General features: G+C 57.7%; 12 protein-coding genes and 1 tRNA gene. 11 read left to right on the top strand and 2 right to left on the bottom strand.

Annotated features, from left to right (window positions below; genetic code table 11):
• Window positions 1–32: 32 nt before the first annotated feature.
• A complete protein-coding gene (locus tag BN1241_RS04140; RefSeq protein WP_054952453.1) occupies window positions 33–1,430 on the bottom strand; it encodes a zinc-dependent metalloprotease in 1,398 nt (465 codons plus the stop codon).
• 188 nt (window positions 1,431–1,618) lie between these two features.
• Between BN1241_RS04140 and BN1241_RS04135 the strand changes: the two genes are divergently transcribed.
• Complete coding sequence (locus tag BN1241_RS04135; RefSeq protein WP_054952452.1) at window positions 1,619–2,665, top strand: YlbL family protein; 1,047 nt, start codon at window positions 1,619–1,621, stop codon at window positions 2,663–2,665.
• 96 nt (window positions 2,666–2,761) lie between these two features.
• On the opposite strand, the gene BN1241_RS04130 is transcribed toward BN1241_RS04135, so the two are convergent.
• Entirely contained in the window at window positions 2,762–3,304 is a 543-nt protein-coding gene (locus tag BN1241_RS04130; RefSeq protein WP_054952451.1) for a PPA1309 family protein, read from the bottom strand.
• Between the two features lie 120 nt (window positions 3,305–3,424).
• Between BN1241_RS04130 and BN1241_RS04125 the strand changes: the two genes are divergently transcribed.
• The 10 genes from BN1241_RS04125 (at window position 3,425) to BN1241_RS04080 (ending at window position 14,786) form a co-directional block, all read left to right on the top strand.
• Entirely contained in the window at window positions 3,425–6,490 is a 3,066-nt protein-coding gene (locus BN1241_RS04125; RefSeq protein WP_230198261.1) for a UPF0182 family membrane protein, read from the top strand.
• Between the two features lie 314 nt (window positions 6,491–6,804).
• Window positions 6,805–6,881, top strand: a tRNA-Met gene (locus BN1241_RS04120).
• A gap of 306 nt (window positions 6,882–7,187) precedes the next feature.
• Window positions 7,188–7,745 carry an alcohol dehydrogenase catalytic domain-containing protein gene (locus tag BN1241_RS04115; RefSeq protein ID WP_054952450.1) on the top strand — a complete coding sequence of 186 codons (558 nt, stop codon included), beginning with the start codon at window positions 7,188–7,190 and terminating at the stop codon, window positions 7,743–7,745.
• Window positions 7,742–8,215: a zinc-binding dehydrogenase gene (locus tag BN1241_RS04110; RefSeq protein WP_054952449.1), complete on the top strand. Its 474-nt coding sequence runs from the start codon at window positions 7,742–7,744 to the stop codon at window positions 8,213–8,215. Before BN1241_RS04115 ends, BN1241_RS04110 begins: the two co-directional genes overlap by 4 nt.
• Window positions 8,216–8,362: 147 nt before the next feature.
• Window positions 8,363–9,139, top strand: a complete 777-nt coding sequence (locus BN1241_RS04105) for a sulfite exporter TauE/SafE family protein (protein WP_077138275.1) — start codon at window positions 8,363–8,365, stop codon at window positions 9,137–9,139.
• A 330-nt stretch (window positions 9,140–9,469) separates the two neighbouring features.
• Window positions 9,470–10,138, top strand: coding sequence for a hypothetical protein (locus tag BN1241_RS04100; protein WP_054952447.1), 669 nt, complete (start codon window positions 9,470–9,472; stop codon window positions 10,136–10,138).
• A 495-nt stretch (window positions 10,139–10,633) separates the two neighbouring features.
• Window positions 10,634–11,695 carry a siderophore ABC transporter substrate-binding protein gene (locus BN1241_RS04095; protein ID WP_054952446.1) on the top strand — a complete coding sequence of 354 codons (1,062 nt, stop codon included), beginning with the start codon at window positions 10,634–10,636 and terminating at the stop codon, window positions 11,693–11,695.
• An 85-nt stretch (window positions 11,696–11,780) separates the two neighbouring features.
• Window positions 11,781–12,794: an ABC transporter permease gene (locus BN1241_RS04090; RefSeq protein ID WP_315968840.1), complete on the top strand. Its 1,014-nt coding sequence runs from the start codon at window positions 11,781–11,783 to the stop codon at window positions 12,792–12,794.
• Entirely contained in the window at window positions 12,787–14,034 is a 1,248-nt protein-coding gene (locus BN1241_RS04085) for an iron chelate uptake ABC transporter family permease subunit (RefSeq protein WP_082418203.1), read from the top strand. The genes BN1241_RS04090 and BN1241_RS04085 overlap by 8 nt, the downstream gene beginning before the upstream one ends.
• A complete protein-coding gene (locus tag BN1241_RS04080; RefSeq protein ID WP_054952445.1) occupies window positions 14,031–14,786 on the top strand; it encodes an iron ABC transporter ATP-binding protein in 756 nt (251 codons plus the stop codon). Before BN1241_RS04085 ends, BN1241_RS04080 begins: the two co-directional genes overlap by 4 nt.
• The last annotated feature ends 138 nt before the right edge of the window (window positions 14,787–14,924 follow it).

The following is a 14,924-nucleotide window of genomic DNA, read 5'->3' as shown; positions in this document are numbered from 1 at the left end:
GGGTAGGTGTTCCCTCCCTCGTGATCCGCGGCTTAGTTTGTGGGAGGAAGCGGCTCTTCCGGACCCGAGGGGTCCTCGCCCGCTTCCTCATCGGCAAAGATACCCGCGAGCAGATTGTCGATCTCAGATTCCAGATCGGTTTCCTGATCGGAGAAGAACGCATCCGGATTATCCAGATCGTCACTGTCGGGGAGCAGGTCCGGATGGGACCACAGGTGATCGCGGGACTCAAGGTCACCCTTCTCGAGGGCAACCTTCCAGAACTGGGCCGCTTCACGGACCCTCTTGGGACGGAGTTCAAGTCCTACAAGGCTTCCGAACGTCACCTCGGCGGGGCCGCCCGTGGCGCGGCGTCGCGTAAACATTTCACGCAACGCATCCGCTCCCGGGAGAGTGCCGGCCGTTGCAATGTCGGTGACCTCGCTGACCCAGCCCTCGATGAGAGCAAGGATTGTCTCCAGCTGGGTGAGAACAGCCTGCTGTGACTCGGTTGGGGCGGGGCTGAACACGTCGGTCAGATCGATTTCGGGAACTGCCTGCGGATTGGACATGTCGATGCTTCGCAGTTGCTCATCAACAGCACTCATGTCGATGTTGATGTCGCGCGCCCACGCCTCGATCGTGTCGAGGAGGTATGCGCGTAGCCACGATGATGAGGCAAACAGGCGAGCATGAGCGTGCTCCCGTACCGCCACGTAGAGGGAAACCTCTTCGGGGGAGATCTCCAGTCCCTCCGCGAACTCCGCAACGTTGGATGGAACGAGTGCGGTTGTGTGACCTTCGACGAAGGGCAGGCCCGTATCGGTGGAACCGAAGGACTGCTTGGCGAGCTCGCCGAGCGCGGCACCGAACTGCATGCCGGTCATGGAGGACATCATGTGGCTGATGAAGGTGGAGGCCTGGCCACCCATCATCGCTTTCATTTCCTCCGGCATGTGCTCCATCTGCTCCTCGAGGGCGCGCGTGAATGCGGCCGTGAGGTTCGCGGCAACCGGTTCTGTCATGCGGCGGAACGTTGACTGTGCGTGAGCGATCCAGTCCAGCCTTGTCCATGCCTGCTCCGGTCCGTAGGACGGGTCGAGAGCCGTTGCCTGGTTGAGCCACATGTTGGCGAGCTGCAGGTCCTGCTTAACCTTTTCCACCTCACCCTTCGTCAGCGTGTCGACGCCTTCACGGGTGATGGAGTCTTTCGCGACCTGTTCGGCGATCTGCCAGTTGACGGGGCCGCCGGGGGTACCGGACATCATGGTCCGCAGCTGGCTCATGAGGACGGACATGTCCGCCCCCGAAGCATTCATGCGAGCGAAGTTAGCTGGATCGAGTCCCTGGGCTTCCATGGAGGCGATGACTTCATCGGCAGCCTGGTCGCCCAGGACTGCACGCAACATGTCTTTCCAGTCATCACCGTGGGGATGGGGGTCATTGCTCACGATTAGCTCCTCCGTTACTTTGATGTCCAGGCTAGTGGAGCGGAGGTCCCGAATACCAGTATCCGTGCTATGGGCGAAACACCTGCCCGGTTTGCAATAGTGACCCCGCCCCGGTGCATCATTGGACGGTGAGGTATCGGGACGACAATTTCCAGCCCACCCCGCCGCGAGTTCTTCTCGGAGGGGTCGTGGCCATTGGTTTTGGTGCGCTCCTCACCTGGCAGGCTTTCATGCCCACCACCTATCTTTATCAGGCCCCCGGGCCCGCGCTATCGGTCGTGGAGATCGAAGGCCAGCAGGTTATTGAACTGACGAACACCGATGCGGAAACCTTCCCATCCGATACCGATCTTCACCTCACGACCGTCTCCACCTTTGGTAACCCGGATGCGTCCGTGCGAGGAGCCGCTGCTGTAGAGGCTCTTCTCGATAGCAACAAGGATCTGATCCCCGTCCGCCTGCTCTACACGGCCGAGGACACGAACGAGGACGTGCGTGCCGCGAGCGCGGCCATGATGGCCGAATCCCAGGTCAACGCGGTCCTTGCAGGTTATTCACTGGCCGGCATTGACATCCCGACCACGACAATAATTGAGGGCATGTCCGAGGGGTCGGATGCCGAGGGGAAGCTCCGCGAGGGCGATATCCTGCTCTCTCTTCAGGCACCCGGTGAAGACCCGTTCAGTCCCGTGAACTTCTCCGAGCTAAGGGAGTACTTGGCAACCGTCGAGCCGGGAACGGAACTGACGGTCACCGTTGAACGCAACGGGACCGAGCATTCCGAGCAGGTGACGACCTCCGAACCTGACGATGATAGTGAGGGTTCGCTCCTCGGAGTTCTCGTATCCACGGAGGTGGAAGAAGGATCGCCGAGCGCCGATATCCGCCTCCACGACATCGGTGGGCCGAGTGCAGGACAAATGTTTGCCCTCGAGATCTACGATCAGCTAACCGAGGGTTCTGTGGGCGGCGATAATGTCATTGCTGGGACAGGGACGGTGGATGCTCGGGGCGATATTGGCCCGATTGGGGGCATCCGTTACAAGCTCGTTGGCGCGAAGGACGCGGGGGCCGAATACTTCCTGGCACCGATCGAGAACTGCGATGAGGTGATCGCCCACGAGATTGACGGCATGCAAATCATTGCCGTCGATAACCTCGATGACTCCCTCGAAGCACTCGAAGCGATCAAGAGCGGGGATACGGCAGACCTGCCGACCTGCGAAGCCCCCTAAGTTCCCCTTATCTCCACATAGTTATTTATAGCTTCGCTTTCCTGGTAGCTCCGCGAAGTTGCAAGGAACTTCGCGGAGCCTGGACACAAGTTTTCCCTAGTCGAAGGTTGCCTTGAGTGCCGAGATGAGGCCGGGCACCGCGTCAGGGCTGCCTACCACGGAATCGTCGCTGTCATGCGTGCGCGTGCGGATCGCACACCAGGTTTCTCCCTCGCGCATGTAGCCCACGGCCATGCGAACATCTTCCTTCTCGGGATGCTCGGACAGGGCAATGAGGGCAAGTTTCGGGTCTTTAGGCAAATCTTTTTCAGCTGACGGGGGAACGATGATGCGTTCTGCCACAATTGCGGCCCCATCAACCTCGTCGGGCCACGCCAATTGAGCGAGAAGTTCTTCGAGGGTGGAGGCCTCGGGGAGCCCTTCCTGTTCGACCGAGAACAAAGTGTGCGGATCGGTAATCGCGTTCAGTGCGACATCGGCGGGAAGTTCTTCCGCGAGTTGCGGCGCCTTTTCAAGTGCGGGAACGGCCTTAATGATGGCAAAGATCCTGATTGGTGCATCCCAACCATCCGAGGCGACGAACTTTTCAATATCTGTGACGGCATCTTTCAGCGCGGCAACCTTAGGGTTCAACTCCATGGGTTAATGGTGTCATACGGGTGAAAGTCAACGTGACATAGAACGGAAGAAGCACCTGTCACGCTCCCAGAATGGTGCGATACGGTTAGAGGGTACATTTTCCAAATCATGGAGAAACCTGTGACCACTTCTTCTTCAAACGAGCGCCCGTGGAGTCCGGGCGGAGGCTCGGGGCAACGGCCCGGAGCCACGGCGGGTGGCGGAGCCGGCGGGGCGTTCATTCCTACCGTCGTTATTCTTGCCGCCCTCCTCTTCCTGTTCGTCATCGTGTCGAACGTGTGGACGGATGTCCTCTGGTACGACCAGCTTGAGGCCGTGCGCGTCTTCTGGACCCAATGGGGTGCCCAGATTGGCGTGGGAACCGTTGCCGTTCTCATTCTCGCCGTCGTTATTTGGCTCAACATGAAACTGGCCTATCCGGCCGATGGGATTCCGGAGCCGGGTGCGATTCGCAACCGCAACCTGGACCCCTACAGGGACGGGATCAGCAAGTATCGCAAGGCCGCCTTCTACGGACTGCCGCTCCTGTTCGGCCTCATGTTTGCTGCGGGGACGGGTAGCCAGTGGCGCACCATCCTCCTGTTCATTAACCGAGAGCCCTTTAACGAAGTCGACCCCCAGTTCGGCATCGACATTGGGTTCTTTGTTTTTACCCTCCCGATGCTGTCCCTCATCCTGTCCTTCATCGTCAGGCTGCTCATCGCATCCTGGATCGTGGCCCTCGTCATGCACTACTTGTATGGCGGGATTGACCCGACGCAGAAGCCCATGTACTTCTCGAAGAAGGCACGTATCCATCTGGCAGTGCTTGGTGCGATCTCGTCGCTCACGGCGGCCGCCTACTTCTGGCTTTCCAGGTACGAGCTTCTCGTCAGCGAAAACGCGCGCTACGCGGGTGCGTCCTTCACCGAGGTCCAGGCATCGCTTCCCGCCAGGGAGATCATGGCCGGCATCTGCGTCATCATCGCCGGCATCTTCGTTTACGTTGCCGTCCGCGGTGCGGTGCGGATCGCGGTCACGGGTATTGCCGTCGCCATTGTCGCGCAGATCGTGGTGGGCACCGCCTACCCGGCACTCGTGCAGCAGTTCCAGGTGCAACCGAACGCGGTCGAACTTGAATCGCCCTACATTCAGCGCAACATTGATGCCACGCTCAAGGCCTACGGCCTTGAAGATATCGACATTCGAACCTACAACGCTGAGACCGAGGCAACGGCGGGTCAGCTGAGGAAGGACTCGCAGTCGACTGCGCAGATCCGTCTCGTTGACCCGAACATCGTCTCACCCACGTTCAACCAGCTGCAGCAGAACCGTCAATACTACGGCTTCGCCCAGCAACTGGCTGTCGACAAGTACACGATCGAGGGGGAGATGCGTGACACCGTGATCGCGGTTCGTGAACTCAACCTCGATGGTCTGGGTGACGATCAGCGTACGTGGGTTAACGACCACACGGTCTTCACCCACGGCTACGGCGTTGTTGCTGCCTACGGCAATACTGCGCAGAATGATGGTCGTCCGGCCTTCTTCGAGCAAGGTATTCCCTCCGTCGGCGAGCTCGGAGACTACGAGCCCCGTGTCTACTTCGGACAGAACCTCCCCGACTACTCGATCGTTGGTGCACCGGAAGGTTCCGACCCGTGGGAGCTTGACTACCCGAACGACGATGCCCCCAACGGACAGGTCAACAACACCTTTGAGGGTGATGGTGGCCCCAACATCGGCAATCTCTGGAACAAGATCATGTTCGCCACGAAGTTCCGCGACCAGGAGATCTTCTTCTCCGACCGCGTGAACGAGAACTCGCAGATCCTGTACGACCGTGATCCCCACACCCGCGTGGAGAAGGTCGCTCCCTACCTCACTCTCGACTCGAAGGCCTACCCTGCGGTCGTGGATATGGATGGGGACGAGGACACCCCAAAGGATCTCGTGTGGATCATCGATGGCTACACGACCACGAACCAGTACCCGTACTCGGCCCGTGAATCCCTCGAGGATGCGACGACCACGACTGACCCGAACAGCCAGATTGTTGGCTACATTCCCGAGGAAGTGAACTACATTCGCAACTCGGTCAAGGCAGTCGTCAACGCATACGACGGATCCGTCACCCTCTACCAGTGGGATGAAGAGGACCCGATCCTCAAGGCATGGGACAAGATCTTCCCGGGTCAGCTGACGAGCATGGACGAGATGTCCGGTGACCTCATGAGCCACGTTCGCTACCCCGAAGATCTCTTCAAGGTGCAGCGTCAGCTCCTCACGCGCTACCACGTGACCGATGCTGCCTCGTTCTACTCCGGTGGTGACTTCTGGAATATTCCCCCGGACCCGACCGTGGGTGAGGGCGCGACCACAACGGCGCAGCCCCCGTACTACCAGACGCTGCAGATGCCGGGCACGGACGAAGCGACCTTCTCCCTATCCACCTCCTTTATCCCCGGTGGTAACACCGACAGGAACGTCCTCACGGGCTTCCTCGCGGTCAATGCCGACGCCGGATCTGAAATGGGAGTGAAGGACGATGACTACGGTCAGCTGAGGCTCCTCGAGCTACCCCGTGACCTCACGGTGCCGGGCCCCGGCCAGGTCCAGAACAACTTCAACGCCAACGCCGACGTGTCGAGGGAACTTAACCTGCTCCGTCAAGGTGGCTCCACCGTTCGTTCCGGTAACCTCCTGACCCTGCCCATGGGTGACGGTCTGCTCTACGTCCAGCCCGTCTACGTCCAAGCATCGCAAGGTACGTCCTACCCGCTGCTCCAGTACGTCCTCGTTGCCTTCGGTGACCAGGTCGGATTCGCTCCCACCCTCGATGAAGCACTCGACCAAGTCTTCGAGGGTGACTCGGGAGCCGAAGCAGGCGACTCGAACGTGGATTCAGACGAGAGAGAGGCACTAGCCGAGGAGGCGAAGGAAGGCGCAACAGATGAGCCGACCGAGCAGCCAACCGACGAACCCACCGAGGAACCCTCCGAGGATCCGACCGGCGGAGCACCCGTTGTTGGTTCGCCTCAGGAACGCCTCGACATCGCTCTCTCCGACGCACAGTCCGCGATGGAAGAATCCCAGCAGGCGATGACCGATGGTGACTGGGCGGCCTACGGCGAAGCCCAGGACAAGCTCAACGAAGCCCTGCAACGCGCAGTCGACGCACAGCAGGAACTCGACGGAGAAAACTAAACCCCAGGACTAATTCCTGAGGTCATGGGGAGGGCATCAATAGATGCCCTCCCCATTCTCAAGCCCACTCATTCCCACCGGAACCGCCCTATGCCCCCCCATTCCTACCGGGCTGCTCACTCAATATCGGACGCTTTCACAGCACATGGTCAAGCCATGGAATCATCAGAATTAGAGACACGAACTGGGGTAGGGGACCAGAGCAACTCACCCGAAAAACTTTTATCGGCTTCAGTGATCCATGCCATGTGAGGGGTCTAACGGTGCTCCCGCTTTGGATTGTTCGAGCATGTGGCATAGAGTAGATGAGTCGCCGCGGGGTGGAGCAGTTCGGTAGCTCGCCGGGCTCATAACCCGGAGGTCGTAGGTTCAAATCCTGCCCCCGCCACCAAGTGGCAAAGGCCCCAGAACAAAGTTCTGGGGCCTTTCCTTTTACCTCGGTGAGGTCCGAGACGGGCTGATGCGGGTGGTTGAGACAGGTGGTCGGCAATACGCTCCATCGGGAGATGCTGGACTCTGATACAGAACCCGTCTCCCTCACCGGTTTGGTTTGAATGGGCTTAGGGCGAACGTAGAGAACGGCCGGAGCCGATGAGGCGGGCTAGGCTGAATGAAGTTCCTCCAGGACAACGATGCAGGGTGGTGACGATGCCACCGAATAGGCGATTCCTGGAAAACGTGAAACAGGAAGTCAAAGATGAGTTCAGCTAAGACGTCTGAAGCTATTACCTATACGGCCTTTGGTGGAGTTGATGTCCTCCGAACCGTCACCAAGACCGTGAGGAAGCCGGCGGATCAGGAAGTTGTGGTTCAAATCCCTGCCTCGGGCGTTAACCCTCTCGATATTGTGTTACGTGGGGGAGCGCAAAACCGGGAGATCCCATCGGACGGAATCGTTCCGCATACGGATGGGGCCGGCACCGTGATCGATATCGGAGCAAAAGTCGAGAACTTCAAAATCGGTGACCGGGTGTGGGTGTGGGGAGTCGGCACGGATCTGGGAACTGCCGCCGAGATCGCCTACGTACAAGTAGAACGAGTTACTTCCCTGCCCGACAATGCTGATTTTGAGCTCGGCGCATCGCTCGGCATACCCGCGATCACGGCAGCCCTTGCACTCAACCGTCTCTCTGGTAGCGATGTGGACCTTGCAGAAAAGCCGTATGAAGGGAAGACAGCTCTTGTTCGAGGTGGCGGTGCAGTTGGTCATTTTGCCGTCAACTGGCGAAATGGGCGGGTGCTCGAACGGTTGTGACCGCACAGGAATCCAAGAGAGAAGCACTGCTAGCTGCGGGGGCTGATGTCGTGGTGGCGCGAGGGCAATCTGATTATGAGCAGCAGCTTGTCGATGCTCTGACAGATGGTGCGGATGTGATCGTCGATGTTGCTCCCGGGGCCAACATGGAATCGAATCTACGGGTGACCGCACCGCAGGCAACCATCTCCCACTATGGGCGGGAGGGCGGAGACGAGGCCCTCATGAACTTCAAAGTACTGCAGTACCGAAACATTGAGATTCGGGGACTTCGCACTGTCGATCTTTCACAAGAACTGAGGTCGATCGAGGCGCGGGTCGTTTTGAAAACACTCGCGGACGGTGCCCTGAGCATCGGTGAAGGATCTGGTTTGCCAGTGCATGTATTTGACATGGGGGAAATTGCGGAGGCACACAGGCAAGTCGAAAGTGGCGAGCACGGTAATACGGTCGTTCGCACCGCCAGCTAGATTCCAGAGCCTTTCGAGAGCACTTGGGAGTTGCTGTATCAGGCCGGTTGCTGTGAGGAAGTGAGCTGTTCCTAGTCTTTGCTGATCCTCACCACGAACCCCGTTGGGTCTAGTATCAAGTGGTACTGTCGTGCGGTAATTGCGTGACTGAAAGGCGCTGTCATTCTTCCTCTCGTTGTTGGTCTAGGGATCGGGATTGTTGTTGGCCTGCTCGGGGCTGGTGGCGGGATCCTGTCGGTTCCCGCCCTCATGTACCTCCTCCACCAGTCGGCTCACGTGGCCGCGCTCGGGTCACTGGCAGGAGTTCTCCTCACGTCGGCCGGCTCCCTCATCATCCACCTCCGAGCGGGAAACGTTGAGGTCAAGAAGGGATTGGTTTTTGCGGGGCTGTCCGTAGTTGGCTCCTTCGCCGGTGCGCGACTGTCCCTCCTAATCGATGAACTGCTCATTATCAGGATCTTCGCGATCTTCCTCCTGCTTGTGGCCGTGCTCTTTGCGTTTCAAACGTTCCGCGGAGAAGAAGAAACACTCGAGGCGCACGGTGAACCCATGACCACCGGGGAGAAGGTTGTTCTCGTGGTGGTTGCGACAATCACCGGTTTTGCGACCGGCCTCTTTGGCGTGGGCGGGGGATTCATGGTGGTGCCAGCGCTCGTGCTGGTTATGAACACCCGAATGAGAAAAGCCGTTGGCACTTCCCTCCTCATCATGGTCATTGCCTCGCTCGTGGGAATACTCGGCCGCTTCCCGATCGAACCCGGGGTAGATTTTGGAATGCTGGGACTGTTTGTTGGAGGATCCATTGTTGGTGGACTGATTGGTTCCGTCTGTTCCAGGAAACTCCCACCACGGGCTCTGTCTGGAATCTTCTCCGTGCTTGTTGCCCTCGTTGGGATCTACACGGTAAGTCAAAGCTGGTTCTAGACCCAACTTTCTCATCGGGCAATGACTCGGTAGTGCAGAGTCTGTCATGTGCTGAAGTGCAGCACGAACAGTAGACGATTAACCATCGAGGTAAAGAAAAGCTAGGAGAGAAAGTAGGGCAGGAGCCCCGAAAACTCTGGAAATTGCAGGGGAGTAGTAGATAGGAGACAGCTGCACCACCTGAGGTCTCGCGGAACCATAGACGGAGCGAAGTTGCCTCGCTACATTGGGGCAATGAGGTACGTGGGAGTAGCACTGCTATTGGTCCTGGCTGCTTGCTCGTCGAGTGATGGAGCAGAAGGATCGGCCACCGAGCCGAAAAATGATCCCATGACCAGCACTGGAACGGGTGATTTCACAACTCCTAGTGATCCTGCCGATCCAACAACCGGTGACGATTCTGCCGATCCTAGAACTGAGCCGGTGATCACCAACCCGGCCCCAATATCGCTTCAGAAAGGTCAGTACCTCATCGTAAGTGCCAACCCCAGTTTGAACCCGACCCAAGTTCTTGGGCTGACTGAAGGTCAGTTGGAGGGAAGTAGCGCGCCAGATCCCGTCTTTTGGGCGTTCGACGAAGAAGTCGATATTCAGTTTGGCGACGTTATTGAGATTGTCGATCCAGCTGATTTTTGTGCTGAATCGTATCCGCTCCAGTGTGGAGCTCGCACCGCCACAGTCCTGCTCGGTGCTGAAGACATCGGACTCGTCACGTTTGGAAGCGAGGATTCGAAAGGCGGCTATCGGGCGGAAGCAGAGTTCGCACGATATGTCGGAGCAACGGTTATCAACACCGGGGAGCCGTTCACTGATGAGGAGCTCGGACACTTCAACGACACCACAGTTATTGAGAGCGATGGAGATGATCTTGAAGGGCACCCTGATCTGCCAAGTCTTGAGACGCCCATCATTCTGGCAGTGCCCGATGAGGAAGCCGACAAGCTCGCCGAGGTCCTCTTCGATCAGGGATATACCCTAGTCATTAACTTCCACGACTGAATGCAGTTCACGTTTGCATCGCAGGTGACATATTTGCGCAGCCAGTGACAGTTAAAGGTTGGAATAGTGGTTGCTGGAATGAAATGTTCTCGCCTGCCACCACCTATTTTTGAGAAGAGTCGGAGTTTGAAGCGAGCAGTTTGTGGAACTGGGACCTTCGTCCATGCCATTCAATCAGGTGGGAAAAGAGAAAAAGGCCGGAATATCGGGATAAAACGTTCAATATTTAAGAAATCCAGATTGTGGATTAACTCCAATCAATCTGATTATTGGGACAAAATATCGTGACAAATGCCACCAGCGTTTGAAATCTATATCAGATTTTTCGGCACCAAATGGCCATTTCGCACAAATTGACACTTGGGACCTTTGTCTTTATTGGCTTGTTGGTGCGGAATTTGAATTACGAAACAGTGGCATTCTCTAAATGAGTTAGGTTAGCCTAACTTCATAGGGATTCGAGAGGAATCCCATGCGCTTACTAAAGGATCTTGAATGAAAGTTCTGCACCGCACCCGTCGTTCGGGAGTATTCGCCATGGCGGCGGTTGCCGCACTCACACTGGCCGCATGTGGTAGCGACACCGACGACGCCACCGATAATTCGGATGAGACCACCGCTGGTGACACCGAGACCGAGGGCTCGAACGGCGACGAAGCTGGCGCTGACGCTCCCGCCTCTGAAGTGACGGACATGGCCGGCAACACCGTTTCCCTGCCTGAGGATCCGCAGTCGATCATCGCAACCGACAACCGTATCTTTGGCACCCTGGCCGACTGGGGTATCGAGCTCTCCGCAGCTCCGATTGATCTCATGCCCGCGGGTGAAGATAACCTGTCGATGTACATCGACAATTCCGATGTTCAGAATCTGGGTAACCACCGTGAGCCGGACATGGAAGTCTTCATCACGGCCGAGCCCGACCTGATCCTCAACGGCCAGCGTTTTGCCCAGTACGGGGAAGATATTGTCGATCTCGTTGGCGATGATGTTGCGTTTGTGGACACGAATATTGATATCGAGAACAAGCCGATCGATGAGGAACTCAAGGCCCTCACGACCCTGCTTGGTGAGGTTTTTGGACACCAGGCCGAAGCTGAACAGCTGATCGCCGACTTTGATGCCTCCATCGAGGCCGCTGCCGAAGCCTACGACCCAGAGCAGACCGTTGCCGGTCTCATCACCTCGGGTGGCTCGATTAACTACTCGGCACCCTCGACCGGCCGCTCCATCGGCCCCGTCTTCGATGTTCTGGGCCTGACTCCGGCGCTCGAAATCGACGGTTCAACAAACCACCAGGGTGACGATATCTCCGTTGAGGCAATTGCCGAGGCCAACCCGGACTGGATCATTGTCCTGGACCGTGATGCTGGGGCTGGCACGGAGAACTTCTCGTCCGCCGAGGAACTGATTGCTGAGTCCGAGGCTCTTGCCAACGTGACCGCAGTCAAGGAGGGGAACATCATTTACCTGGATCCGAACTTCTACACCGCTGAAGATATTCAGCACTACACGGAACTGTTCAACCAGCTGGCAGAAGCCTTCTCAGCCGAATAGTCACGTGCAGCACCAGTAAACACTGTCGGGGTGCTCCGCCGGTCAATGCCGGGGAGCGCCCCACACCCAGATCAAAGGAAGATACGTGGCAACAGTCGTCCAGACGGATATCGTCAACGAGCAGCGGCCTGCGGTGCGGGGTCTGGCCACTAGCGCTGACCGCAAGTGGCCACTTGTCGTTGGTATTGTCGTCACGATCGGCCTCGTTGTGCTCTCCCTCTTCGTTGGTGTCTACGACATTGCGGGTCATGACGATGGCTGGAACATGTTCTTCATCACCCGGGTTCCCCGCACGATCGCTCTCGTTCTGGCCGGGGCCGCCATGTCCATCGCCGGCCTCGTCATGCAGCTCATGACTCAGAACCGGTTCGTCGAACCCACCACGGTCGGTACAACGGAGTGGGCGGGCCTGGGCCTGCTGCTCACGATGATTGCCTTCCCCTCCGCACCGATCGTTGTTCGCATGATCGGCGCGATCCTCTTTGCGTTCGTGGGAACGATCGTATTCTTCATGTTCCTGCGCCGCGTTACCCTCAAGTCCTCCCTCATCGTCCCCATAGTCGGCATCATGCTCGGCGCGGTTGTGGGGGCGTTCTCCACGTTCATCGCCCTGCAGACGGACATGCTACAAAACATTGGGATCTGGTTCGCTGGCTCGTTCACCACGGTGGTGCGTGGCCGCTACGAGCTCCTGTGGATCGTCTTCATCCTCCTCATCGTCGTCTTCTTTATCGCGGACCGTTTTACGGTGGTGGGTCTCGGAAAAGACGTGGCAACGAATGTGGGACTCAACTACAACGCCGTGATCTTCACCGGCATCACCATCGTCGCGGCAGTCACCGGTGTAGTGACGGTCGTCATCGGTTCCCTACCATTCCTTGGGCTCATCGTTCCCAATATGGTGTCCCTCTTCCGGGGAGACAATCTCCGATCCAACCTGGCCTGGGTTTGCATCGTTGGCATCTGCATCGTCACCCTGTGCGACATCGTCGGTCGCACGATTGTCATGCCCTTGGAAGTCCCCGTCTCTCTCATCCTCGGCGTGCTGGGGGCGGTCGTCTTTGTTTTCCTACTCGTGAGGCAGCGTCGAAATGGCTAGTGTTATCAACCATCCCGTTGTTAAAAATGACCGCGCAACGTTTTCGGAGCCCCTCGTTGAGATCGCAGTCCACCACGACTACCCAGATACTCAGAATCTGCTTCACTCCTCGCCATCCGAGGGACCTAAGGAAAGTCCCGAGCTGAAGAATTCCGGTGGGCAGGTGCTGACAGGCAAGGTGAAGGGCGGTCGTAGGCCCCGCCTGCCGCTGAAGCGTGACGAGGCGTGTTGCAAACGAGGTGCCTCCTCCGGTCCTTTAACGAGTAGGAAGCAGAAGGTTCGCTACGGCGTCATCGTCGGCACCCTCGTTGTCCTCGCCGTCGCGATCGCCTTCGCTATTCTCTCGTGGGATAATGGAATGGAATTCGGTAGCGCCGGCTACTGGAAGATTGCTTCCATGAGGGCCGATGTTCTCATCGCCATGGTGATCGTGGCAATCTGCCAGGCTTTCGCGACCGTTGCATTCCAGACCGTGACCGGCAACCGCATCATCACGCCCTCGATTATGGGCTTTGAAGCCCTCTACACGGTCATCCAAACCGGTGTAGTTTTCTTCTTCGGTGCCGCGGGCGTGACGATGGTGATGGGTGCCGGGCAGTTCCTTCTGCAGGCTGTTCTCATGGTTGGTCTTGCCTGTCTGCTCTACGGCTGGCTCCTATCGGGCCGGTTCGGCAACATGCATATCATGCTGCTCGTCGGCGTGGTTGTTGGTGGTGGCCTCGGAGCTCTTTCCACCTTTATGCAACGCATGATGGATCCGAACGAATTCGATATCCTCACAGCCCGGCTCTTCGGCAACCTGTCGAATGCTGACTCGGACCTGTACCCGATCGTCATCCCCATCGTCCTGGTCACGGCCGCACTGCTGTGGGTGAAATCCCCCAAGCTCAACACCATTTCTCTCGGCAAGGATGTAAGCACCAACCTCGGTGTTAATCATCGCCGCGAGGTCATGATCGTTCTTTTCCTCGTGTCGATCCTCATGGCCATGACAACCTCGCTCGTTGGACCCATGACTTTCCTCGGTTTCCTTGTGGCGACACTCGCCTATTCGCTCACCGATACCTACGATCACAAGTTGATCTTCCCAGTTGCGAGCCTGCTCGCCTTCGTCGTGCTCGGAGCCGCCTACTTCGTTTTGCGAAATATTTTTTACGCGGGAGGTGCCGTCACCATCATCATCGAACTCGTTGGTGGCGTTGTCTTCCTCTTTGTCATCATGCGAAAGGGACGCCTGTGATTCGGCTCAAGGACGTAGTGAAGAGGTACGGCGAGGACGTTCAAATCGGCCCCGTCACCCTCGATCTTCCCGTCGGTGGCATCACCGCACTCGTTGGGCCCAACGGTGCAGGCAAGTCCACGATCCTCACCATGATCGGCCGTCTCCTCGATATTGATGAGGGGACGATCGAGGTGGCGGGCATGAATGTCGCAACTTGCTCTTCGAAGGAGATCGCCAAGAAGCTTTCGATTCTCCGTCAGGAAAACCACTTCATTACGAGGCTGACCGTACGTCAGCTCGTTGGTTTTGGGCGCTACCCCTACTCGCAGGGGAGACTGACGGTAGAGGATGAGGAATACATCTCCCAGGCCATCGACTTCCTCAACTTGACCGGACTGGAGAACCGTTTCCTTGACCAGCTGTCGGGCGGTCAGCGCCAGCGCGCCTACGTCGCCATGGTGCTCGCCCAAAATACCGACTTTGTGCTCCTTGACGAGCCGCTCAACAACCTGGACATGCAGCATTCAGTGCAGATGATGAAGCAGCTCCGCAAGGCCGCAGACGAGCTAGGAAAGACGATTGTCATCGTCATTCACGACATCAATTTTGCAGGCAAGTACGCGGACTACATTTGTACGATGAACGACGGGCTGGTCACCGAGTTTGGTACGGCCGAAGAGATCATGCGCCCCGAGGTCCTGTCCCGGGTCTTCAAGACCGACGTCCACGTGTTGGAGACGGATCAGGGGCTCATCGCCTCCTACTACTAGGAAACTAAGAGACGTAGAAAACCACCCCGCAGACAAACTGGCGAAGAAACAGGTGCAGCAAGTTCACCAAATCCATGTTCGTGACATGGCTCATGGTAAACCGGGACGCGCCCGCATAGAGTTAGGTAGCCCTAACTT

Origin of the sequence: Flaviflexus massiliensis, from assembly GCF_001375495.1 — a bacterium.
Taxonomy (GTDB): Bacteria; Actinomycetota; Actinomycetes; order Actinomycetales; family Actinomycetaceae; genus Flaviflexus; species Flaviflexus massiliensis.
Note: the sequence above shows the minus strand (reverse complement) of the source record. Positions and strands in the feature narration are given on the sequence as shown.